The organism is Streptomyces sp. NPDC030245, assembly GCF_055572995.1.
The window spans coordinates 116,050-136,266 of the sequence record NZ_JBVICF010000013.1; the positions used below are offsets into that span (position 1 = coordinate 116,050).

The following is a 20,217-nucleotide window of genomic DNA, read 5'->3' on the forward strand; positions in this document are numbered from 1 at the left end:
CACACCACTCTGACTGTCATCACGTATCGCGATGGCCGGGATAGGCTGGTCGGCGTGTACGACCCCACACAGCTCCGGACGTTCCTCGCGGTCGCCCAGACGCTGAGCTTCACGCGGGCCGCCCGCAGGCTGGGCCTGCGCCAGTCCACCGTCAGCCAGCACGTGCGCCGGCTGGAGGACGCCACCGGGCGACAGCTGTTCGCACGCGACACCCACAGCGTGGAGCTGACCGAGGACGGCGAGGCCATGCTCGGCTTCGCCCGCCGGATCCTGGCGGCGCACGAACAGGCGGCGGCGTTCTTCGCGGGCAAGCGCCTCGGCGGGCGGCTGCGGTTCGGGGCGTCCGAGGACTTCGTCCTGACGCGGCTCACCGACATCCTGGAGACCTTCCGGCACGACCACCCCGACGTCGACCTGGAGCTGACGGTCGAGCTCTCCGGCACGCTCCACAAGCAGCTGGACGCGGGCAGGCTCGACCTGGTGCTCGCCAAGCGGCGCCCGGAGGACCCGCGCGGCGAGCTGGTGTGGCAGGACGACCTGGTCTGGATCGGCGCCGAGCGGCTCCGCCTCGACCCGGAGCGGCCGGTGCCGCTGATCGTCTATCCGCCGCCCGGCATCACCCGCGCCCTCGCCTTCGAGGCGCTGGAGCGGCGGGGCCGCGCCTGGCGGGTGGCCTGCACGAGCGGCAGCCTCAACGGCCTGGTGGCGGCGGCCCGCGCCGGGCTCGGCGTGATGGCCCACTCACGGGGCCTGATCCCGCCGGGCCTGGTCCGCGTCCCCGACCGCGCGGGCCTGCCGGAGCTCGGCCCGGTCGACTTCGTCCTGCTGCACGGCGAACGGCGTGCCCCGGCCCAGGACGCGGCGGACGCCCTGGCGGCGGCGATCCTGGCGGGCGGGGACCGGTTGCACCGGGGTGGGCGCTGACGCCGGGCGCGGCCTTCCCCGGCGCGCCGTCCGCGGCCCGCCTCAGCGCAGTGGCCGCGGGTAGGTCAGCTCCTTGAACCGGCGCGCATAGGGCGCCGACTCGACGTGCCGGACGCCGTCCAGCGAGCCGAGGCTGCCGCTCAGATAGGCGTAGAGCTCGTCGGTGTCGCGGGTCAGGAGGCTCGCCATGAGGTTGGCCGACCCGGTGATGGCGGAGACGTGGGCGATCTCGGGGTGTTCGGCCATCGCCCGGCCCACCCGGTCGAGCGCGCCCGGGTCGACGGTGACCCAGAGCATCGCGGCGGTGGTGAAACCGATGCGCGCGGTGTCGTACTCGGTGTCGATGTAGAGCGCGCCCGAGCCGAGCAGCGCGGCGACGCGGCGCTTGACGGCGGACTCGGAGCGGCCGGTGAGGCGTTGCAGTTCGGGGTAGGTGACGCGGCCGTCGGCCTTCAGTGCGGCGACCAGCGGCTCGTCGTCGGGGGTGATGTGGGCGGGGCCCGGCGCGGTCGACGGCGCGGCGGGGCCGAGCGCGGCGACCTGTTCGTCGGAGAGCGGGCGCTGCTTGCCGATCCAGCCGGTGCGGCCGCCGTAGAAGCGGTGGATCAGCTGGTGTGCGGTGATCTCGATGAGCTTGCGGGTGCGCAGGAGCTTGCCGAAGAGCAGGTCGTCGTAGTCGGCGGGGGTGCGCGGCAGCGACATGCAGACCACCTCGGTGCCGGCCGAGGTGAGGTGGACCCACGCCGTGTCGGGGCGGCGGGCCAGTGCGGCGGCGATGGCCTCGGCGCCGTCGGGCGTGCAGCGCAGGCGCAGCATCCACTCGTCGTGGCCGAGCCGCCGGGTGTCGCGGACACCGACGATGCGCAGCCCCGCCTCGGCGCGCAGGCGGCGGAAGCGGCGGGCGACGGTCTGGTCGGAGACGCCGAGGACGCCCGCGATGCGGCTGAAGGGGGCCCTGCCGTCGACTTCGAGGGCGTGGAGCAGCTGGAGATCGAGGTCGTCGAAGGTGTCGGATTCCATCGCTTGACGGCCCCTCCATGTCGGTTCAGTGCGTCAGATGCATCTCCGACACCGGCTTCATTCGCTGTCGGCTCATCGTACGAGGACGTCCGCAGGTGTCGGGCGACGAGTCGGAGGGTTGAGGAAATGCGTACATGGGGGCCGCTCACCGCGGTGTCTCTGGGGACGTTCATGCTCTTGCTGGACGTGACGATCGTGATCGTGGCACTGCCCGACATGGCACGGGCGCTGGACGCCTCGCTGAGCGATCTTCAGTGGGTCATCGACGGGTACGCGCTCGCGCTGGCCGCGCTGCTGCTCGGTGTCGGCGCCGCGGCCGATGTGTTCGGCAGGCGGCGGCTCAACGTCGTCGGCACCGCGCTGTTCGCACTCGCCTCGCTGGGGTGCGGGCTCGCGTCGGACGCGGAGCTGCTGGTGGCGGCGCGTGCCGTGCAGGGCCTTGGCGCCGCCGCGATGCTCGCGACGACACTGCCGCTGCTCGGCGCCGCCTACCAGGGGCGCGACCGGTCGGCCGCGCTCGGCGTGTGGGGCGCGGTGAGCGGGGCGTCGGCCGCGCTCGGTCCGATCGTGGGCGGGCTGCTCACCGAAGGGCCCGGCTGGCGCTGGATCTTCTTCGTGAACCTGCCGGTCAGCGTGGCGTCGATCTGGCTGACGCTGCGGGTCGTACCGGAGTCGAAGGGGCCGACGGGGCGCCGGGTCGACTGGGCGGGCACGGTCGCGTTCGCGTGCTTCGCGGGCGCGGGGACGTACGGGGTGCTGCGCGGCGGGGCGGACGGCTGGGCCTCGGCGGCCGCCGGGACGTCGTTCGCGGTCTCGGCGCTCGCGCTGCTCTGCTTCGTCCTCGTCGAGCGGCGCGTGGCGCAGCCGCTCTTGGACCTGCGGCTGCTGCGCAAGCCCGCCTTCACCGGGGTGCTGATCGGCGCCATCGGCTACAACGGTGCCGCCTTCGGCGTCGTCCCGTACCTCTCCATCTGGTTGCAGACCGTGCTCGGCATGAGTCCGGTGCGCGGCAGCCTGGTGCTGCTGCCGCTCGCCGCGACGTCGTTCGTGGTGGCGCTGGTCGCCGGGCGGCTGCTGCACGGGGTGGCGCCGCGCGTCGTCATCGGGGTGGGGCTGCTGCTGATCGGTGCGGGCGGGCTGTGCCTCGCGGTGCTCGACGCCGGGTCGTCGTGGGGTGCGCTCGCGCCGGGGCTCACGCTCACGGGCGTCGGCGCCGGTCTGGTCGCACCGGCCCTGGCGGGGGCGGCGCTCGCGGCGGTGCCGCCCGCGAACGCCGGGATGGCGGGCGGCGCGGTCAACACGTTCCGCCAGCTCGGGTACGCGGTCGGGGTCGCCCTGTTCGGGACGGTGCTCACCGCGCGCATGCAGGACTCCCTCGGCCGCGAGGCGGCGCACACCGCAGCGGGCGGCGGCGCCTCGGCCCTGCACGGGACGGTGCCGGAACACGCGGTACGCGCGGCCTTCGCGTCGGGCCTCAACGGGGCTTCACTGGCGGCGGGGGTGGCGGGCCTGGTCGCCGGGGTCCTGGTGCTCGTGCTGGTGCGGGGGTCCGGGGGCCGGGCGGCGCCCGGGGCAGCGGCCTCGGGGGCGGGGGAGAAGGCGCTCGTGGCACGGCGCTGACGGCGCGCCGCCTCGGACCCGCCCCACACCCCTCCCCCGCTACACCGCCGGCCGCGCCTTCAGCCCGCGTGCGACCTGCTCGGGGAGTGGGCCGAGGTGGAGGAGGCCGCCCAGGGTTGCCGTCGTCAGGGCGTGCCAGGTGGGTGCGGCGCGCAGCATCGCGTGGCCGCTGCCCGGCATCGTCACCAGGGTCGCGTCGGCCCCCGCGGCCACCGCCCGCGTCACGTACGCCGCGGATTCCGCGGGGTCGGTCGTGCCGTCCCGGTCGCCGTGCAGCAGCACCACGCCGCGGCCCCGCAGGTGGTCGACCGGGTCTCCGGGCGGGCACCAGGGGGCCAAGCCCACCACGGCCCGGACCGAGGGGTGGCCGGCCGCGCGCAGGGCGGCGCGGGCGCCCATGGAGTGGCCGACCAGGACGACCGGTGCGCCGCCGATACGCGGCGCCAGCGCGTCGAGCGCGCGGCGGGCGTCCTTGGCGGCGTCCTCCCGCTCGCCGTTCCAGCCCCGGCAGCGGTAGCGGACGTGTCCCACCACGACGCCCCGCGCCCCGAAGGCCCTTCTGATGGCGTGCGCGAAGGGCCGCATGCGCAGGCTCGGCAGGTTCCAGGAAGGGGGCGTCGACGTCCCGTGCTCCCGGCCTCCGTGCAGGAGGAGGACCGCCGCCCGAGGGGGCTCGCAGACGCTCGGGAAGACCAGCGGGGAGCGGGGCGGGTCGGCGGACAGGGACACGGAGGCTCCTTCGGCGTCACGGCGGTTCGTACAGCGTTACGGCGGTTCGTACAGCGTCGTGGCGGTTCGTACAGCGTCGTGGCGGCAGAGACAGGCTGGACAGGCTGCACAGCTTCTGAACCCCCGCGAACACCCCCAGCCAGCCCACATGCCCGCCTGCGACGTACAACGCCGGGAGCCGTGTACGAGTTCCCCACCGCCCCCACCCACGGGGCGTGCCGCGTACAGATTCCGTGGAGATTACGGGACCGAAACTTACTCTGGCGTAAGTAAGTTGTCCCGCCCCTCCCCTTGTGGCCGCATTTCCACCAGCTGACCTGTGCCGATGGACCGTGCCGACCGCGCCTGAACCCCCTCCCGCAGGCGCGCGGCGTGGGGTACGGTCACGGCGCTGTGCGGAGCGCCACAAGGAGCATCATTGCGCGAGTTCACCAATCCTCCGATGGCGTCGGTGCCGCTGGTGGGCGGCCTTGCCGACGCCGTGTTCGACCATGCCGTCGAGGATCCGACGCGCGTCGCCTTCGGTCGCAAGACCGACGGGCGCTGGTCCGACGTGACCGCGGCCGAGTTCCGCGACGAGGTGCTCGCCCTGGCCAAGGGCCTGATCGCGCAGGGCGTGCGGTTCGGGGACCGCGTGGCCATCATGTCCCGTACGCGGTACGAGTGGACGCTCTTCGACTTCGCGCTGTGGACGATCGGCGCCCAGGTCGTGCCGGTCTATCCGACGTCGTCGGCCGACCAGGTCCTGTGGATGCTGCACGACGCGCAGGTGTCGGCCGCGATGGTCGAGCACGAGGACCACGCGATGACGATCGGCTCGGTCGTCGACCGGCTGCCGCAGCTGCGCCGGCTGTGGCAGCTGGACGCCGACGCGGTCGGTGAGCTGACCGGCGCGGGGCGGGAGATCGACGACGACGTGGTGCACCGGCACCGCCGCGCGGTCACGCCCGACTCGATCGCCACCATCATCTACACGTCCGGCACGACGGGCCGCCCCAAGGGCTGCCTGATCTCGCACGCGAACTTCATGTTCGAGGCGGACGTGATGGTGGGGCGCTGGGAGCCGGTGTTCCACTCCAAGCGGGGCGACGAGGCGACGACGCTGCTCTTCCTGCCGCTGGCGCACGTCTTCGGCCGCATGGTGCAGGTGGCGGCGGTGCGCGGCCGGGTCAAGATGGGGCACCAGCCGAACCTCAACGCGGCGGCGCTGCTGCCCGACCTGGCCGCGTTCCGGCCCTCGTTCATCCTCGCCGTGCCGTACATCTTCGAGAAGGTCTTCAACGCGGCGCGGCGCAAGGCGGAGAAGGACGGCAGGGCGGGCCCGTTCGACAAGGCGGTCGAGTGTGCCGTGCGGTACGCGGACGCGCTGGAGGCCAAGGCGTTCGGGACGGGTCCGGGGCCCTCGGCGGGGCTGCGCATGCAGCACCAGCTCTTCGACAAGCTCGTCTACTCCAAGGTGCGGGAGGCGATGGGCGGCCGGGTGCGGCACGCGATGTCCGGCGGCTCCGGGATGGACCGCCGGCTCGGCCTGTTCTTCGCGGGCGCGGGCGTGACGGTCTACGAGGGGTACGGGCTGACCGAGTCGACGGCCGCCGCGACCGCCAACCCGCCCGAGCGCACCCGTTACGGCACGGTCGGCCAGGCCATCCCCGGCACGACGGTGCGCATCGCGGAGGACGGCGAGGTGTGGCTGCGCGGCGGCAACGTCTTCCAGGGCTACCTCAACGACCCCAGGGCCACCGACGCCACCCTGCGGGACGGCTGGCTGGCCACCGGTGACCTGGGCTCGCTCGACGAGGACGGCTATCTGACGATCACCGGGCGCAAGAAGGAGATCCTGGTGACGTCCGGCGGCAAGAGCGTGTCGCCGGCGCAGCTGGAGGAGCGGGTGCGCGACCATCCGCTGGTCGCCCAGTGCGTCGTCGTCGGCAACGACCGCCCGTACATCGCGGCGCTCGTCACGCTGGACTCCGAGGCCGTGGAGCACTGGCTGACCATGCGCCGCAAGCCGCTGCTCTCCCCCGGTGAGCTGGTGCGCGACCCCGATCTGGAGACCGAGGTGCGGCGGGCCGTCGTCGCCGCCAACACCCTTGTGTCGCAGGCCGAATCGATCCGTACGTTCCGCATACTGGCGCACCAGTTCACCGAGGAGCACGGCCTCCTGACGCCGTCGCTGAAGCTGAAGCGGAAGGCGATCGAGACGGCGTACTCGGCCGAGGTCGAGGCGCTGTACCGAAGCTAGTCATTGACGGCTCATAGTTATTGACGGTTCGTCAGGTCCCGCACACAATCAGCCCCACTTCGACTTCAGGGGGGCTCGACCGTGTCGCGATCGATCCGCACCATCACCGCCGCCGTCGCGGCGCTGCTGCTCGCCACCTCCTGCAACTCGGCTTCCGACAGCGGCGGTTCGCAGAAGGAGGGCGGCGGCTCCACGCGGGGCGTGAGCGACGACTCCATCAAGGTCGGCGGCATCGTCTCGATGACGACCGCCAGCGGATACAGCAAGAAGGACACCGATCTGGGCGCGAAGGCCCGCTTCGACCGCGCCAACGCCGAGGGCGGCGTGCACGGCCGGAAGATCGACTACCTGGGTGCGGAGGACGACGGGCAGGACCCCGGCAAGAACCTCGCGGCGGCCCGCAAGCTCGTCCAGCGGGAGAAGGTGTTCGCCATAGCCCCGATGAGCTCGGTCACCTTCTCCGGGGCCGACTTCCTTCAGGAACAGAAGGTGCCCACGTTCGGCTGGGGCACCATTCCGCCCTTCTGCGGCCCGACCTACATGTACGGCTTCGGCGGCTGCATGGTGCCCATGCCCGGCGGCACCATCACGCAGAGCTGGCCCGAGGGCCTCAAGAAGGTGACGGGCGGGGCGAAGGGCAGGTCGGTGGCGATCCTCGCCAACGACAACGACGCCGGCACGTTCGCCATCCGCACCTACAAGCAGAGCTTCGCGGCCGCCGGGTACGAGGTGACGTACGCCAAGTCGACGGTGCCCGCGACGTCGGTGCCGAGCGACTGGTCGGCGTACACGAAGGAGATCCTGCGCTCCGACGGCGGCAAGGCGCCGGACGCCGTCGTCTCCGTCATGCAGACCCCGTACAACATCGGCCTCTTCACGGCCGTCAAGCGGGCGGGCTACAAGGGTGTCCTCACCGACCCCACCGACTACGACCCGGGCCTGCTCGCCAAGAGCGCGACGCGGAAAGCGCTAGACGGCGTGCACGTCCTCCTCTCCTTCCAGCCGTTCGAGCAGGACAGCGAGGACATGAGGCGGTTCAAGGCGGACATCAGGAAGGCGGCGGGCGAGAAGGTGCCGCTCAACATGCACATGATGACCGGCTACATGTCCGCCGATCTCTTCCTCGCCATCGCGGAGAAGGCGGGCAAGGACCTCACCGTCGACTCCTTCCAGAAGGCCGCGGACGGCTACTCGGACACCGGCACCATGGTCGGCGACCGGCGGCTCCCGGAGGGGCGGAAGGAGGCGTTCGGCTGTGGCGCCCTCGTGCGGCTCAAGGGCGGCGAGTACACGGTGTCGTCGCCGTTCGAGTGTTACGAACCGATCCCCTTCAAGTAGGGGCGGGCCGCCATGTCGGACCTGCTGGGATTCGTGCTGAGCGGTCTCGTCTCGGGCGCGCTGTACGCCCTCCTCGCCACGGGCCTCGTCCTGTCCTACTCGGCGTCGGGCCTCTTCAACTTCGCGCACGGCGCCACCGCCTACCTGTGCGCCCTCGCCTTCCACGAACTGCACTCCGGCTTCGGCTGGCCCGCCGTGCCGACCGCGCTGCTGCTGGTCGTCGTGGTCGCCCCGGCGCTCGGTTGGACCCTGGACCGGCTGATGTTCCGCAAGCTGGCGCGGGTCGGCGAGACAGCGCAGATCGTCGCGACCATCGGCCTGCTCGTCGCGCTGCCCGCGCTCGGCCTGTGGGCCGTGGAGCTCCTGGCGGACGCGGGGGCCCCGGTCAAACCGGCCGAGAACCAGTTCGGGCTGCCGGGTGTCGGGCCGAGCCCCGCAAAGAGCTGGCAGCTCATGGACGGTGTCGGCGTCGACTCCGACCAGCTGATCACCTGGGTGGCCACGGCGGTGGTCGCCGTCGGCCTGTGGATCCTGATGCGCCACACCCGGCTCGGCCTCGGGCTGCGGGCCGCCGTCGACAACCGCTCGCTCGTGGAGCTGCGCGGCCTGAGCGCGGACCGGCTCTCCTCGGTGGCGTGGATGCTGTCGTCCGGCCTCGCGGGCCTCGCGGGAGTGCTCGCGACGCCTCTGCTCGGGCTCTCCGCCCACGACTTCACGCTGTTCCTCTTCGTGTCGGCGACGGCTGCCGTGCTCGGCCGCTTCATGTCGATCCCGCTGGCGTTCGCGGGCGGCCTCGGGCTCGGCGTGCTCCAGAACCTCGTCGCGGGGTACGCCGACTTCGCCGAGAAGATCACCGGCTTCCGTACGGCCGTGCCCTTCGTGATCCTCTTCGCCGGGCTGCTCCTGCTCACGCGGCGGCAGCGGACGGCGGGCACGGCGGCGGTCGACCCGCCGCCCGTCGACTATCTCGCCGGCCGGCCGTGGGCCCGCCGCTGGGGACCGTGGGCGGTGGCGGCGGCGCTCCTCGCCCTGGCGTTCTACACCGTCACGACCCCCTTCTGGAGCGGCATCCTCGCCCAGGGGCTCGCGATCTCCCTGGTCTTCGTCTCCTTCACCGTGGTGACGGGGCTCGGCGCGATGGTGTCGCTGGCGCAGGCCACCTTCGTCACCGGGGCCGCGCTGGTCGCCGGGCTCCTGATGAGCCACGGCTGGCCGTTCCTCGCGGCGGCGCTGGTCGGGACCTGCGCGGCGGCGCTCCTCGGCGCGCTCGTGGCGCTGCCCGCGCTGCGGCTCGGCGGCCGTTCGCTGGCCCTCGCCACCCTGGCGCTCGCCTTCCTCGCCGACCAAGTCCTCTTCCAGATGGGGTGGTTGCGCAACGGCGACACCGGCTGGGAGATCCCCCGCCCGGTCCTCGGCCCCGTCGACCTCTCGGACGACCGGGCCCTGGGCGTCGCGATGGTCGTCCTCGTCACGGCCGCCGTCGCCGCGCTCGGCGCGCTGCGGAACTCTCCGACGGGCCGGGCCATGCTGGCGGTGCGGTCCGCCCCGGCGGCCGCGATGGCGTCCGGCGTCTCCGTGGTGCGCACCAAACTGCTCCTGTTCACGCTGTCGGCGGGGCTCGCGGGGTTCGGCGGCGTGATGTACGCGTCCTACAACACCCGCATCACGGCGACCGACTTCACCGCGATGACCGGTCTGATCTGGCTGGCGGTGGTGGTCGCCGCGGGTGTGCGGAGGCCGCAGTTCGCGGTGGTGGCGGGGCTGGTGTTCGCGATCGTGCCGCACCTGGTGTCGGAGTACGTCACCGAGTCCGTGCACCTGCCGGTGATCCTGTTCGGCCTCGCGGGACTGGCGCTGGCGAACGATCCGGACGGGTACTGCGCGGCGGTGTCGGTGCGGCTGCACCGCCGCCGGCTCGCCTCGGCCCCTCCGGCCTCCGGGGCACGCGGCACGAGTTCCTCCACGGCGGAGCCACGCGTGCCGCCGCCGAGGGACGGCGGGACCGGGGAGGAGTCATCCGCCGCCCTCGCCCTCCGCCACCTCCACGCCGGATACGACGGCGCCCCCGTCCTCCACGGCGTGGACCTCACCGTGCACCCGGGCGAGATCGTCGCGCTGCTCGGCCCGAACGGCGCGGGGAAGTCCACCACGTGCCTCGCCGCGGCAGGCCTGCTCGTGCCCACGCGGGGCCGCGTGTACGTCGCCGGGCGCGACGCCACCCGCGAGGGCGCCGTCCGCCGCTCCCGCGCCGGTGTCGTCCTCGCCCCCGAGGGCCGCGGCATCTTCCCCGCGCTCACCATCGACGAGAACCTCGCCCTGTACCTCAAAGACCGCGCCGAACGCGACGCCGTGTACGAGCGGTTCGCGGGGCTCGCGGCGCGGCGCAGGGTCACCGCCGGCTCGCTCTCCGGCGGCGAACAGCAACTCCTCGCGCTCGCACCGCTGTTGCAGCGTCCGCCGAAGGTACTGATCGCGGACGAGCCGTCGCTCGGCCTCGCCCCCCGCGTGGTCGACGACGTGTTCCGGCTCCTGCTCGACCTCCGGGAAGGCGGCGCCGCGTTGCTCCTCGTCGAGGAGAAGGCCGCCGAGATCCTCGGGGTCGCGGACACGGTGGCGTATCTCGCGCAGGGCCGCGTCTCCTGGTGCGGCCCGCGCTCCGAGGTGCGCGCGGACCGGCTGACGGAGGCGTACCTGGGCATGGCCGCGGGCGGGGAGACGGCCGAGGGGGTGGGCACGTCATGAGGGAGTACGTCCTGGAGGCCGAGGGCGTCGGTGTCCGCTTCGGCGGCATCCGCGCCCTGGACGGCGTGGGGCTCACCGTCCGCCGAGGAGAGATCTGCGGCCTCATCGGCCCCAACGGAGCCGGGAAGACCACGCTGTTCGACGTGCTGTCGGGCATGCGCGGGCCGGACCGCGGCCGCGTACTGCTCGACGGCCGTGACGTCACGCGCCGCTCCCCCGTGTGGCGCGCCCGGCACGGGATGCGCCGCACGTTCCAGCGGCAGCAGCTCTTCGGGCAGCTCACCGTCGCCGACAACCTCGTCGTCGCACAGGAGTGGCGGGGCGGTGGCGGCGGGTTCGCCGCCGATCTGCTGGCCGCGCCGACCCGGCGCGCACACGAGGGCGCGCGGCGGGAGCGGGCCGCGGCGGTGCTGCGCTCGTGCGGCCTCGACACGCTCGCCGCGCAGTACGCGGGCGCGCTGCCGGTAGGGCAGGCCCGCATGGTGGAACTGGGGCGCGCGGTCGCGGACCCGCCCAGGGTGCTGCTCCTGGACGAGCCCGCATCCGGGATGACGGCCGACGAACGGAACCTGCTGTCGGTCGTCATCCGCCGGCTCGCGGACGAGGAGGGCTGCGCGGTGCTGCTCGTGGAGCACAACGTGGCCTTCGTGATGGAGCTCTGCGCCCGGGTCGTCGTCCTCGACCTCGGCCGGGTCCTCGCGCACGGCACGGCGGACGAGGTGCGCGCGGATCCGCGGGTGCGGGACGCCTACCTGGGGGCCGGCGACTCCGGTGGCTCCGGGGTCTGACGCCTGGGGGTGATCTCCTCGACAAACCGGCGCTGGTGGGCGAGGAATCCGTCGGCGTACAGGCGTCGGGGGGCGAAGACGGCGGTGAGGGTGAGGCGCGCCTCGGAGTTCTCGACGGCGTTGTCGACCAGGGAGTGGGTGGCGTCGGGGTAGCGCTTCACCGTCAGGGACGAGGGCGGCAGGATGCGGCGGTAGACGGCCTCGGTGTCGGCGACGTCCACGTTGATGTCGTGCCCGGCCAGCACCAGGAGCGTGGGGGTACCGCGCATGGCACGCAGGTCGTCGCTCGCGTTGGAGCGGTAGTTCTTGCCGATGAACCGCCAGCGGTCGGCGGTCATGCCGTCGGCGGCCTTGCCGTCGGTATCCGCGGTCGTGCCGTCGTCGGTTGCGGCGACCGCGGAGCGGTACTGCTCGAAGGTCGCGCCCTGCCGCAGCAGGCGCAGGGTCGTCTCGCGCCGCCGCAGCGCCGCCCGCGTCTCGTCCCGTCCCGCGCCGTCCTCGCGCAGTTCGGCGAGGAGGTTGTAACGCCCCTGCCGCTGCCAGTCGACGGCCGGTGAGACCGCGATGACGAAGCGGACGGCGCGGTCCCGGGCCGCGACCTTGGGCAGTACCCATCCGGCCTGGCTGGCCCCCCACAGGCCGACGCGCCGGCCGTCGATGTCGGGGCGCTCGCGGGCCCAGGCGATCGCGGCGAGGGTTTCGTCCGCCCGGTCGTCCATGCTCTGGTCCAGCCAGTTCCCCTCGGAGGCGCCGACGCCGGGCTTGCTCAAGGAGAGCGAGGCGTAACCGGCCTTCGCGAAGGACTCCCACAGAGGGCGGTAGAAGGTGTCGTGCGTGGCGTCGACCGGCCCGTCGCCATGGACGAAGACGACGAGGCCGAACGGACCTTCGCCCTCCTGCGGCCGGGCCAGGACGCCGTCCAGCAGCCGCCCGTCGTGACGCACGGCGATGCGCTCCTCCCGTAGCGCGTAGGTGTTCTGCCAGACCGCGACACCGAAGACTCCCGCGCCCAGCAGCAGCACGGCGACCAGTGACCACGCGAGGACACGCCATCGGCGCCGCGCGAGTGGCGCAGGCAGCAGCCCTGTCTCTCCAGCCATCCCTCTCCCCCAAAACTATCGCTCACAATACGTTCGTACACAGAATGATCGTAGTAGAGTCGATAGCACAAGGGCGGGCTGGCCGCCCGGCCATACGGGAGGGACACCGATCGATGGACGCGACGGAACCGACGGAGCCGAGGGAGCCCATGGACAGCCCGGGGATACGGAGGGGCGTGCCCGAGGGCAGTGAGACGCGTGTGGCCGCGCTGTACTGGGAGGCTTTCGGGCGGAAGCTCGGCGCCGCCCTGAACCCGCCGGACAAGGCGCGCGCCTTCCTCGCGGCCCATCTCCACCACGACCGGGGCGTGGTCGCCCTCGTCGACGGCGAGGTGGCGGGGGTGGCGGGCTACCAACTCGACAAGCGCGGCCTGACGGGCGGAAGCGCGAGCGACGTCCTGTCCACGTACGGCACCTTGCGCGGGCTGCCCCGCCTGCCGCTCCTCCTCCTGATGGAACGGCGGCCCGCCGACAGGGAGCTCGTGATGGACGGCATCGCCGTCGCCCCCGAGCACCGCGGCAAGGGCATCGGCAGCCTCCTGCTGCGCGAGATCGCGGCCGTGGCCGCCGAGCACTCCTGCCGGCGCGTCCGTCTCGACGTCATCGACGTCAACCCGCGCGCCCGCGCCCTGTACGAACGGCACGGCTTCGTCGCCGTACGCACCGAGAAGACCCCGTACCTGCGCAACCTGATGGGCTTCGGCGCCGTCACGACCATGCACCGGCCGGTCACACCGGCCGCCTCCACCAACCGCCGGGACGCTCGATGAACACTGCCCCCAGCACCCCGAGAGACCCGCAGGCCAACACGGAGGGCACGGACGGCACCGCCCCGGTCCCCGTCCCCACCCGGCTCCTCGTCCACGCCCTGGTCCGCGAGGACGGCACGGTCGACTCCGGTGAGCTGTACGCGGTCGCCGGCCTGCTGGGCATGACCGACCAACAGGTGCGCCTCTGCATCAAGCGGCTCGTCGCCGAGGGCCGCTTCACCCACGAGGGCCGCGGCCGCAAGGCCCTGTTGAAGGCGGTCGCCGACTACACGGGCTCGATCACGCCCGATGTCGCCTACGTACGCCACGCCTACCGCCAGGATCACGGGCTCGCCGCCTGGGACGGCGTCTGGCACCTGTTCGCCTTCGCCATCCCCGAGTCGAGCAGGACGGCCCGCGACACCCTCCGCGACACCTTGCGCCATCTCGGCGCCGCCCCGGTCCAGAGCGGTCTGTACGTCTCCGCGAACCCCATCGGAGACCTCGTCGAGGCCCAGGCCCGCCAACTCGGTGTCGCCCCCGCGCTGACCTGTCTCACCAGCACCGACCTGCGCGTCGGTGGTGTCGACCACCCGCCCGCCCTGGCCGCCGCCCTCTGGCCCCTGGACGACATCGCCGCGCGCCACGACCGCCTCGCCGCTCTCGCCCAGGCTTACCTCGACCGGCTCGCGCAGCCGGAAGGGCCCACCGGGCCCGAGCGGCTGGCCATGGCCGTCCGGCTCGCCGCGGCCTTCAGCCACGCCATGGAACCGGACCCGCTCCTGCCGCCCGAACTCCTCCCCCGGCCCTGGCCCGGTGCGCGCGCCCGCCGGCTCACGGCCACCTGCTGGACCGCACTGGCCGAGGCCGACACCCCCACCGCCGCCACAACTCCGGCCCCCCGCCTGTTCGTCCACTACGGGGACCTGCTCGCCTCCGTCCCGGAGAGCCTGACCTAGGACGGACGCATGGCCCTCTTACTGCGGCCCTCTTACTGCGTGGGGCCCTAACTGAGCGTCGCCCGGAGGATGCTGTCGGAGCCGTCGGGCTGTCCGCCGTTGTTGTCGGCGTTGGTGGTGGACAGCCAGAGCGCGTCGGCGCCCGGCACGGCGGTGACCGCGCGCAGGCGTCCGTACGCGCCCACGTAGTAGGACGTCGCGGCGCCCACGTCCTCGTTGCCCGCGTTGATCGGTATGCGCCACAGGCGCTGGCCTCTCAGTGCCGCGATGTAGACGGCGCCGTCGACGACGGCCAGGCCGCTGGGCGAGGCCTCGGCCACCCCCCAGGTCTTCTTGGGGTTGGTCATGCCGGCGACGGAGCACGTGCCTTCGCAGGTGGGCCAGCCGTAGTTGCTGCCCGGCTTGATGAGGTTCAGCTCGTCCTTCTTGCTGTCCCCCAACTCGGCTTCCCAGAGGCGCCCTTGCGCGTCGAAGGCGATGCCCTGCGGGTTGCGGTGCCCCATGCTGTAGACGTAGGTGCCGAAGGGGTTGCCCGGTGCCGGCTTCCCGTCCCTGGTCAGGCGCAGGATCTTGCCGTTGAGGGAGTTCTTGTCCTGGGCGAGCGGCTTGTCCTGGGCGTCGCCCGTGGTGGCGTAGAGATGCCCGTCGGGCCCGAAGGCGAGTCGGCCACCGTTGTGGTACTTGTTCTTCTTGATCCCCTTGAGCAGCGGCTTGTAGCCGTTCAGGGCCGTCCCGTCGTACGTCATGCGGGCGATGCGGTTGCCTTCGGAGGACGTGTGCATGACGTACACGTAGTGGTTGGTGGCCCAGTCGGGGTCGACGGCGACGCCCATCAGCCCGCCCTCGCCGCCGGTGGTCTGCGACTCGGGGACGGTGCCGAGCAGCTTCTTCTCCCTGCCGTCCTTGGAGACCCGCCACACCCGGAAGTCGTCGCGCTCGGTGACCAGGGCGGCCGATCCGTCGGGCAGCCAGGCGGTGCCCCAGGGAATGGTCCAGCCGGTGGAGATGGGTGTGATGGCTCCCGGCTCGCTGTACGGGGCTCGCGGAGCGGCGGGCGCGGCTCCGGCCAGGGCGGCCGGTGTCACCCCTGCCAGCACCGCGCCGACCGCCAGCGTGGCGGTCAGTCTGCGCGGGGTCGGTATGAGAGACGGCACGGAGAGATCCCTTCTGCGGCGTCAGGCGTCAGGCGTCACTGCGCCGCCAGGTCAGCGGTGTGGGTGCGGTACTCGTAGCGGGGCGGGGCCGGCTCGTGGGCGCTCGCCTCGTCCACCAGGGCGCGGACCGTCGCGTGGTCCGGTGAGCGGTGGCAGGCGGGGTCGGTGCGGGCGGCGTCACCGGTCAGGGCGTACGCCTGGCAGCGGCAGCCGCCGAAGTCGACGGCACGGAGTGCGCAGCCGCGGCAGGGATCGCCCATCCAGGCCTCGCCGCGGTAGCGGTTGAACGCGTCCGACTCCCGCCAGACCCAGGCCAGTTCGCGGTCCCTGACGTTCGGTGCGGCCGGGCCGAGGAGCTCGGCGGCCGCCGGGCAGGGCAGCACCGTGCCGTCGGGGGCGACCGTCAGGGAGAGGGCGCCCCAGCCGCCCATGCAGGGCTTCGCGGTGCCGTCGATGTAGTCGGGTGCGACCCACACCAGTTCCATGCGTCCCGCGAGCCGCGCCCGCCACCGTTCGACGCGGTCGCGGGCCCGGGCCACCTGGGCGCGGTCCGGCAGCAGGGCGGCACGGTTGCGCAGCGCCCAGCCGTAGAACTGCGTGTTGGCCAGCTCGACGCGCTCGGCGCCCCAGGCCAGGCCGAGTTCGACGAGGGAGTCGAGCGCGTCGAGGTTGGCGCGGTGCAGGACGGCGTTGAGGCCCAGCGGCAGCCCGGCGCGCCCGACGAGCCGCGCCGCGCGCTCCTTTGCGGTGAACGCCCGCGCCCCGGCGATGCGTTGGGCGGCGGCCGGGTCGGTGTGCTGCACGGACAGCTGGACGCTGCGCAGCCCGGCGTTGACGAGCCGGTCGAGGCGCTCACGGTGCAGGCCGACGCCGCTGGTCACGAGCTGGGTGTGGATACCGGCGGCGTCCGCCGCGGCCACGATCTCGGTCAGGTCCCGGCGCAGCAGCGGCTCACCGCCGGACAGGTGCGTCTGGACCACCCCGAGATCGGCGGCCTGACGCAGCACGGAGGCCCACTCGGCCGCCGTCAACTCCGCTGACCGAGGAGCGAGTTCGACTGGATTGGAGCAGTAGGCGCAGCGCAGGGGGCAGCCGTGGGTGAGTTCGGCGAGGAGCGCCCAGGGCGGGTCGGGGGTGGGGGTGGAGGTCGAAGTGGGCCGGGAGTGCTCCCCTTCGGGTTGAGTCACCGCAGCCACCCCTCCGACCGCAACCGCCCGAGAAAATCCGGCACTTCCTCGGCGACGGGAGCGTCCGGGTGGCGCTCCGACAGCTCGGCGACGATGTCCGCGACGTCGCGCTCGCCGTCGCACAGGCCCACGATGCTGCCCGCCGCACCCCGCAGTACGACGACGCGCTCCGGCAGCACCAGCAGGTCGACGCCGCGCACCCGGTCGTGCCGGAGCAGCACGGAGCGGGCGAGCACGGGGCGCCAGACCTCTCGTACGACGTCCTGGGCGGTCATTCGGCACCCCCGGGGCCGCGGTCGACGGCGTCGAGCAGCGACCACAGCACGTCGCACTTGAAGGCGAGCGCCGCGACGGCCCGTTCCTGCTCCTCGCGGGTGCGCGCCCAGGCCAGGACGAGGGCGAGCGCCTCCTGGCCGTCGCGACCGCCCTGCCCGACGCGCGTACGGAAGTAGTCGAGCCCCGCGGTGTCGATCCACGGGTAGTGCCGCTCGAAGGCGGCGATCCTGGTCCGCATCAGGTCGGGTGCGGAGAGTTCGGTGAGGGAGGCGGCGACGGCGTCGAGCGCGGGCCTGAGCCTACAGAAGTTGACGTAGCCGTCGACGGCGAGCCGCACGCCCGCCAACACACGTGACCCGTCGAGGAGTTGCTTCCTTCCGAGGCCGGCCGCCTCGCCGAGCCGCAGCCAGCGCTCGATGCCGCCCTCACCGTCCCGCTCCCCGTCGTGGTCGCGGATTCTGCGCAGCCAGCCGCGGCGCAGCGCCGGATCGTCGAACTTGGCGAGGACCAGCGCGTCCTTGACGGGGATGTGCCGCTGGTAGTGGAAGCGGTTGACGATCCAGCGGCGCACCTCTTCCGGGGTGAGGGCGCCCTCGTGCATGCGTACGTTGAAGGGGTGCCGGTCGTGGTAGCGCTCGGCGGAGACGGCGCGCAGCCGGTCGGTGAGCTCGTCCGGGGTCCATGGCCGCAGGGCGTCCGCGACGGTCGTGGTGCTCACAGCTCGATCACCATCCCGTCGGCGGCGACTTCAAGACCCCGTTCGGCGAGGAACTTGTACTGCTCGGCGTCCGGGTCGCCGAGGGGGTTCGTGTTGTTGAGGTGGGTGTAGAGGACGCGGCCGGGCAGTTGTGCCAGTCGGTGGGCCGTGCCGGTGGGTCCGGCGATGGGGAGGTGCCCCATGGCGGTGGCGGTACGGGCGGTGAACCCGGCGCGCACCGGTTCGTCCTCGTCCCAGAACGTGCCGTCGACGATGACGCAGTCAGCGGTGCGGGCGGCCTCGTCGAAGGCGTCGCTCCAGACGGCGAGGGCGGGCGCGTAGAGGACGGTGCGCCCGGTGGCGGGTTCGCTGAGCCGCAGCGCGACGGACCAGGTATCCGCACCGGTGTCGGTCTCGGTCTCGGGTCCGGCCCCGGCGGCGTACCGCGGACGCTTGGCCGAAATGGGTACGGCGCTGACGTGGACCCCGGAGCCACCGGTATGACTGCCGGAGCCGTCGGCATCGCTGCCGGATCCGCCGCCCTGGCTCTCGTATCCACCGTTCAGCGGCACGGCGCGCCCCCGGTGCGGAAGCTCCCGCCACCGTACGCGCGTATAGGGCTCCAGGAGGGCGTCGAGGCGGAGCCCGTCGCGGACGGCGTCGCGCACGGGAGCGGTCGCCAGGACCTCGACACCGTCGCGCGCCTCGCGCAGCCGGGCGAGGCCCAGGGTGTGATCGAGCTCGGCGTCTGTGAGGACGACCCCGGCGACGGGGCTGCGCCGCGTGTCGCCCGCCGCGCCGGGGTGCAGCGCCGGGACGGCCTCGATCTGGTCACCGATGTCGGGGGTGGCGTTGACGAGGTACCAGTGGCCCTCGCCGGCGTGGACGGCGAGCGCGGCGTGCCGGCGGCGGCGTTCCGGGTGGGCGCGTGCCCCGGCACACCCGGGGCACGCGCAGTTCCACTGGGGCAGCCCGCCGCCCGCCGCGGTGCCGAGCACCTGGAGCAGCATGGCGGCGGCTCTACCGGTCGGCGAGGCGGTAGGCGGTGATTTCGAGAGCGGTGTCGACGATGGCGTACTCGGGACTCTGCCAGCCAGTGACGTCGACGTCGGTACCGCCTACCGGCTGGCGGGCGGAATTCTCCTGGTCGGTGCTGTGCATGACGCTGCCTTCCTGAAGAGGTGGGGTTTCAGGAACAAACCACAGGGACGCGGGACAACCCATGCGCTTGTAGTGTTCACATAGGTGTACCGCGTTCAGTGACGTGCAATAGAGTCGCGGCATGACGGGACACCGTCAATGGCGCGGGCCGATCCGGTGCACGGGCCGCTTCGATATCCGGCCATTCAGGAATGCGGCACGGCCGCTGATCGTTGACCATGGGGCACAACACCCGACGACTTAAGGATCGAGAGCTCGTGAGCAAGGTTCCCCCGATCATCCTCAACAACGGCGTCGAGATGCCCCAGCTCGGTTTCGGCGTCTGGCAGGTTCCGGACGACGAGGCCGAGAAGGCCGTCGCGACGGCGCTGGAGGCCGGGTACCGCAGCATCGACACCGCGGCCATCTACGGCAACGAAGCAGGCACGGGCAAGGCGATCGCCGCTTCCGGCGTGGCCCGTGAGGAACTGTTCGTCACGACGAAGCTCTGGAACTCCGACCAGGGCCACGACGCGACGCTGCGCGCCTTCGACACCTCGCTGGAGAAGCTCGGCCTCGACTACGTGGACCTGTATCTGATCCACTGGCCGGTGCCCTCCAAGGACGCGTACGTCGACACGTACAAGGCGTTCGAGAAGATCCACGCCGACGGCCGCGCCAAGTCCATCGGCGTGTCGAACTTCCTGCCCGAGCACCTGGAGCGGCTGACCGGCGAGACGTCGATCATCCCGGCCGTCAACCAGATCGAGCTCCACCCGCATCTACAGCAGCGCGCCGCGCGCGAGTTCCACGCCGAGCAGGGCATCGCCACCGAGGCGTGGTCGCCGCTCGGCTCGGGCCGCGGCCTCCTGGAGGTCCCGGCGATCGTCGCCATCGCGCAGAAGCACGGGCGCTCCCCCGCGCAGATCGTGCTGCGCTGGCACATCCAGCTGGGCAACATCGTGATCCCCAAGTCCGTGACACCGTCGCGGATCAAGGAGAACATCGACGTCTACGGCTTCGAGCTCGACCCCGAGGACATGGCGGCGATCTCCGCGCTGAACGAGGACCGACGGATCGGCCCGGACCCGGCGACGTTCGACGTGGCCTGATCCCACCCCGCGGGCCGGCCCGCCCGCACGCCACTCCGACGGACCGCCTCCGCCTCCCTCTCAGGGTTGACGGGGGCGGTCCGCTTCCGCGGCCCCCTCGGCCCCCTGCTGCGGGACACCACGCGACCAGGTCAGCTTCACCGTCAGGTGACCCTCCGCCGCCGTCTTGGCGATGACCGCGCCCGCCGCGGCGCTGAGCTTGACACCGAACTCCAGCTCGATCGTGTCGGGGTCGAGCGCGCGGTCCCGGAAGGTCCGCAGCGCGGACATCGCGGCGCCGCGCACATTGTCCAGCGCCGACTCGAACCGCCCCTCGACGTCGTGGATCTCACCACCCTCCCCGCGCCGCGACACCGACCGGAATCCGGGGTCCCTGGAGTCCACCTCCACGACGACAGGCCCTTCGTCGGACTCCCAGCGCATGAGTTCGTTCACGTGAT

At 72.7% G+C, this 20,217-nt stretch carries 19 protein-coding genes; 9 read left to right on the forward strand and 10 right to left on the reverse strand.

The window, feature by feature from the left end; genetic code table 11:
* Positions 1-54 precede the first annotated feature (54 nt).
* Positions 55-924, forward strand: a complete 870-nt coding sequence (locus ACZ4Z4_RS30840) for a LysR substrate-binding domain-containing protein (protein WP_468334505.1) — start codon at positions 55-57, stop codon at positions 922-924.
* 42 nt (positions 925-966) lie between these two features.
* Here the strand turns inward: ACZ4Z4_RS30840 and ACZ4Z4_RS30845 are convergent, their stop codons facing one another.
* Positions 967-1,944, reverse strand: coding sequence for an Lrp/AsnC family transcriptional regulator (locus tag ACZ4Z4_RS30845; RefSeq protein WP_468334508.1), 978 nt, complete (start codon positions 1,942-1,944; stop codon positions 967-969).
* Between the two features lie 126 nt (positions 1,945-2,070).
* On the opposite strand from ACZ4Z4_RS30845, the gene ACZ4Z4_RS30850 reads away from it, so the two are divergent.
* On the forward strand, positions 2,071-3,564 hold the full coding sequence (locus ACZ4Z4_RS30850) for an MFS transporter (protein WP_468334511.1): 1,494 nt from the start codon (positions 2,071-2,073) through the stop codon (positions 3,562-3,564).
* A gap of 39 nt (positions 3,565-3,603) precedes the next feature.
* Here the strand turns inward: ACZ4Z4_RS30850 and ACZ4Z4_RS30855 are convergent, their stop codons facing one another.
* Positions 3,604-4,293, reverse strand: a complete 690-nt coding sequence (locus tag ACZ4Z4_RS30855; protein WP_468334514.1) for an alpha/beta hydrolase — start codon at positions 4,291-4,293, stop codon at positions 3,604-3,606.
* A 442-nt stretch (positions 4,294-4,735) separates the two neighbouring features.
* On the opposite strand from ACZ4Z4_RS30855, the gene ACZ4Z4_RS30860 reads away from it, so the two are divergent.
* The 4 genes from ACZ4Z4_RS30860 (at position 4,736) to ACZ4Z4_RS30875 (ending at position 11,403) form a co-directional block, all read left to right on the forward strand.
* Positions 4,736-6,535, forward strand: coding sequence for an AMP-dependent synthetase/ligase (locus ACZ4Z4_RS30860; protein WP_468334941.1), 1,800 nt, complete (start codon positions 4,736-4,738; stop codon positions 6,533-6,535).
* An 81-nt stretch (positions 6,536-6,616) separates the two neighbouring features.
* The gene (locus tag ACZ4Z4_RS30865; RefSeq protein ID WP_468334518.1) at positions 6,617-7,873 is read left to right on the forward strand and encodes an ABC transporter substrate-binding protein; all 1,257 of its coding nucleotides are present in this window, start codon (positions 6,617-6,619) and stop codon (positions 7,871-7,873) included.
* A 12-nt stretch (positions 7,874-7,885) separates the two neighbouring features.
* Positions 7,886-10,615 carry an ABC transporter permease subunit gene (locus tag ACZ4Z4_RS30870; protein ID WP_468334521.1) on the forward strand — a complete coding sequence of 910 codons (2,730 nt, stop codon included), beginning with the start codon at positions 7,886-7,888 and terminating at the stop codon, positions 10,613-10,615.
* Entirely contained in the window at positions 10,612-11,403 is a 792-nt protein-coding gene (locus ACZ4Z4_RS30875; protein ID WP_468334524.1) for an ABC transporter ATP-binding protein, read from the forward strand. Before ACZ4Z4_RS30870 ends, ACZ4Z4_RS30875 begins: the two co-directional genes overlap by 4 nt.
* On the opposite strand, the gene ACZ4Z4_RS30880 is transcribed toward ACZ4Z4_RS30875, so the two are convergent.
* Positions 11,364-12,503 (reverse strand): alpha/beta hydrolase family protein, encoded by a 1,140-nt coding sequence (locus ACZ4Z4_RS30880; protein ID WP_468334527.1) that lies wholly within the window; start codon positions 12,501-12,503, stop codon positions 11,364-11,366. The genes ACZ4Z4_RS30875 and ACZ4Z4_RS30880 overlap by 40 nt on opposite strands.
* Before the next feature lie 113 nt (positions 12,504-12,616).
* On the opposite strand from ACZ4Z4_RS30880, the gene ACZ4Z4_RS30885 reads away from it, so the two are divergent.
* Positions 12,617-13,273: a GNAT family N-acetyltransferase gene (locus ACZ4Z4_RS30885; protein WP_468334530.1), complete on the forward strand. Its 657-nt coding sequence runs from the start codon at positions 12,617-12,619 to the stop codon at positions 13,271-13,273.
* Positions 13,270-14,211 carry a PaaX family transcriptional regulator C-terminal domain-containing protein gene (locus tag ACZ4Z4_RS30890; RefSeq protein WP_468334533.1) on the forward strand — a complete coding sequence of 314 codons (942 nt, stop codon included), beginning with the start codon at positions 13,270-13,272 and terminating at the stop codon, positions 14,209-14,211. Before ACZ4Z4_RS30885 ends, ACZ4Z4_RS30890 begins: the two co-directional genes overlap by 4 nt.
* 47 nt (positions 14,212-14,258) lie before the next feature.
* Here the strand turns inward: ACZ4Z4_RS30890 and ACZ4Z4_RS30895 are convergent, their stop codons facing one another.
* Genes ACZ4Z4_RS30895 through pqqA form a run of 6 tightly spaced genes read right to left on the reverse strand, consistent with a single transcriptional unit; the run spans position 14,259 to position 18,686 of the window.
* Entirely contained in the window at positions 14,259-15,365 is a 1,107-nt protein-coding gene (locus ACZ4Z4_RS30895; RefSeq protein WP_468334536.1) for a PQQ-dependent sugar dehydrogenase, read from the reverse strand.
* A gap of 35 nt (positions 15,366-15,400) precedes the next feature.
* On the reverse strand, positions 15,401-16,552 hold the full coding sequence (gene pqqE / locus ACZ4Z4_RS30900; RefSeq protein ID WP_468334539.1) for a pyrroloquinoline quinone biosynthesis protein PqqE: 1,152 nt from the start codon (positions 16,550-16,552) through the stop codon (positions 15,401-15,403).
* Entirely contained in the window at positions 16,549-16,827 is a 279-nt protein-coding gene (pqqD, locus tag ACZ4Z4_RS30905) for a pyrroloquinoline quinone biosynthesis peptide chaperone PqqD (RefSeq protein WP_468334542.1), read from the reverse strand. The genes pqqE and pqqD overlap by 4 nt, the downstream gene beginning before the upstream one ends.
* Positions 16,824-17,546, reverse strand: a complete 723-nt coding sequence (pqqC, locus tag ACZ4Z4_RS30910) for a pyrroloquinoline-quinone synthase PqqC (protein ID WP_468334545.1) — start codon at positions 17,544-17,546, stop codon at positions 16,824-16,826. The genes pqqD and pqqC overlap by 4 nt, the downstream gene beginning before the upstream one ends.
* The gene (gene pqqB, locus ACZ4Z4_RS30915; protein ID WP_468334548.1) at positions 17,543-18,535 is read right to left on the reverse strand and encodes a pyrroloquinoline quinone biosynthesis protein PqqB; all 993 of its coding nucleotides are present in this window, start codon (positions 18,533-18,535) and stop codon (positions 17,543-17,545) included. Before pqqB ends, pqqC begins: the two co-directional genes overlap by 4 nt.
* Positions 18,536-18,545: 10 nt before the next feature.
* Positions 18,546-18,686 carry a pyrroloquinoline quinone precursor peptide PqqA gene (gene pqqA / locus ACZ4Z4_RS30920; protein ID WP_468334551.1) on the reverse strand — a complete coding sequence of 47 codons (141 nt, stop codon included), beginning with the start codon at positions 18,684-18,686 and terminating at the stop codon, positions 18,546-18,548.
* Positions 18,687-18,904: 218 nt separating this feature from the next.
* Between pqqA and ACZ4Z4_RS30925 the strand changes: the two genes are divergently transcribed.
* Positions 18,905-19,777 carry an aldo/keto reductase gene (locus ACZ4Z4_RS30925; RefSeq protein ID WP_468334554.1) on the forward strand — a complete coding sequence of 291 codons (873 nt, stop codon included), beginning with the start codon at positions 18,905-18,907 and terminating at the stop codon, positions 19,775-19,777.
* A 60-nt stretch (positions 19,778-19,837) separates the two neighbouring features.
* Here the strand turns inward: ACZ4Z4_RS30925 and ACZ4Z4_RS30930 are convergent, their stop codons facing one another.
* Entirely contained in the window at positions 19,838-20,212 is a 375-nt protein-coding gene (locus ACZ4Z4_RS30930; RefSeq protein WP_468334557.1) for a CU044_2847 family protein, read from the reverse strand.
* Between the last annotated feature and the right edge of the window lie 5 nt (positions 20,213-20,217).

Bases quoted from the DNA above. Each gene is read 5' to 3' on its own strand.
- ACZ4Z4_RS30870 (WP_468334521.1), top strand. From the start codon at position 7,886: ATGTCGGACCTGCTGGGATTCGTGCTGAGCGGTCTCGTCTCGGGCGCG.
- ACZ4Z4_RS30845 (WP_468334508.1), bottom strand. From the start codon at position 1,944: ATGGAATCCGACACCTTCGACGACCTCGATCTCCAGCTGCTCCACGCC.
- ACZ4Z4_RS30880 (WP_468334527.1), bottom strand. From the start codon at position 12,503: ATGGCTGGAGAGACAGGGCTGCTGCCTGCGCCACTCGCGCGGCGCCGA.
- ACZ4Z4_RS30850 (WP_468334511.1), top strand. From the start codon at position 2,071: ATGCGTACATGGGGGCCGCTCACCGCGGTGTCTCTGGGGACGTTCATG.
- ACZ4Z4_RS30860 (WP_468334941.1), top strand. From the start codon at position 4,736: ATGGCGTCGGTGCCGCTGGTGGGCGGCCTTGCCGACGCCGTGTTCGAC.
- ACZ4Z4_RS30890 (WP_468334533.1), top strand. From the start codon at position 13,270: ATGAACACTGCCCCCAGCACCCCGAGAGACCCGCAGGCCAACACGGAG.
- pqqD (WP_468334542.1), bottom strand. From the start codon at position 16,827: ATGACCGCCCAGGACGTCGTACGAGAGGTCTGGCGCCCCGTGCTCGCC.
- ACZ4Z4_RS30885 (WP_468334530.1), top strand. From the start codon at position 12,617: ATGGACGCGACGGAACCGACGGAGCCGAGGGAGCCCATGGACAGCCCG.
- pqqA (WP_468334551.1), bottom strand. From the start codon at position 18,686: ATGCACAGCACCGACCAGGAGAATTCCGCCCGCCAGCCGGTAGGCGGT.
- ACZ4Z4_RS30925 (WP_468334554.1), top strand. From the start codon at position 18,905: ATGGGGCACAACACCCGACGACTTAAGGATCGAGAGCTCGTGAGCAAG.
- pqqB (WP_468334548.1), bottom strand. From the start codon at position 18,535: ATGCTGCTCCAGGTGCTCGGCACCGCGGCGGGCGGCGGGCTGCCCCAG.
- ACZ4Z4_RS30875 (WP_468334524.1), top strand. From the start codon at position 10,612: ATGAGGGAGTACGTCCTGGAGGCCGAGGGCGTCGGTGTCCGCTTCGGC.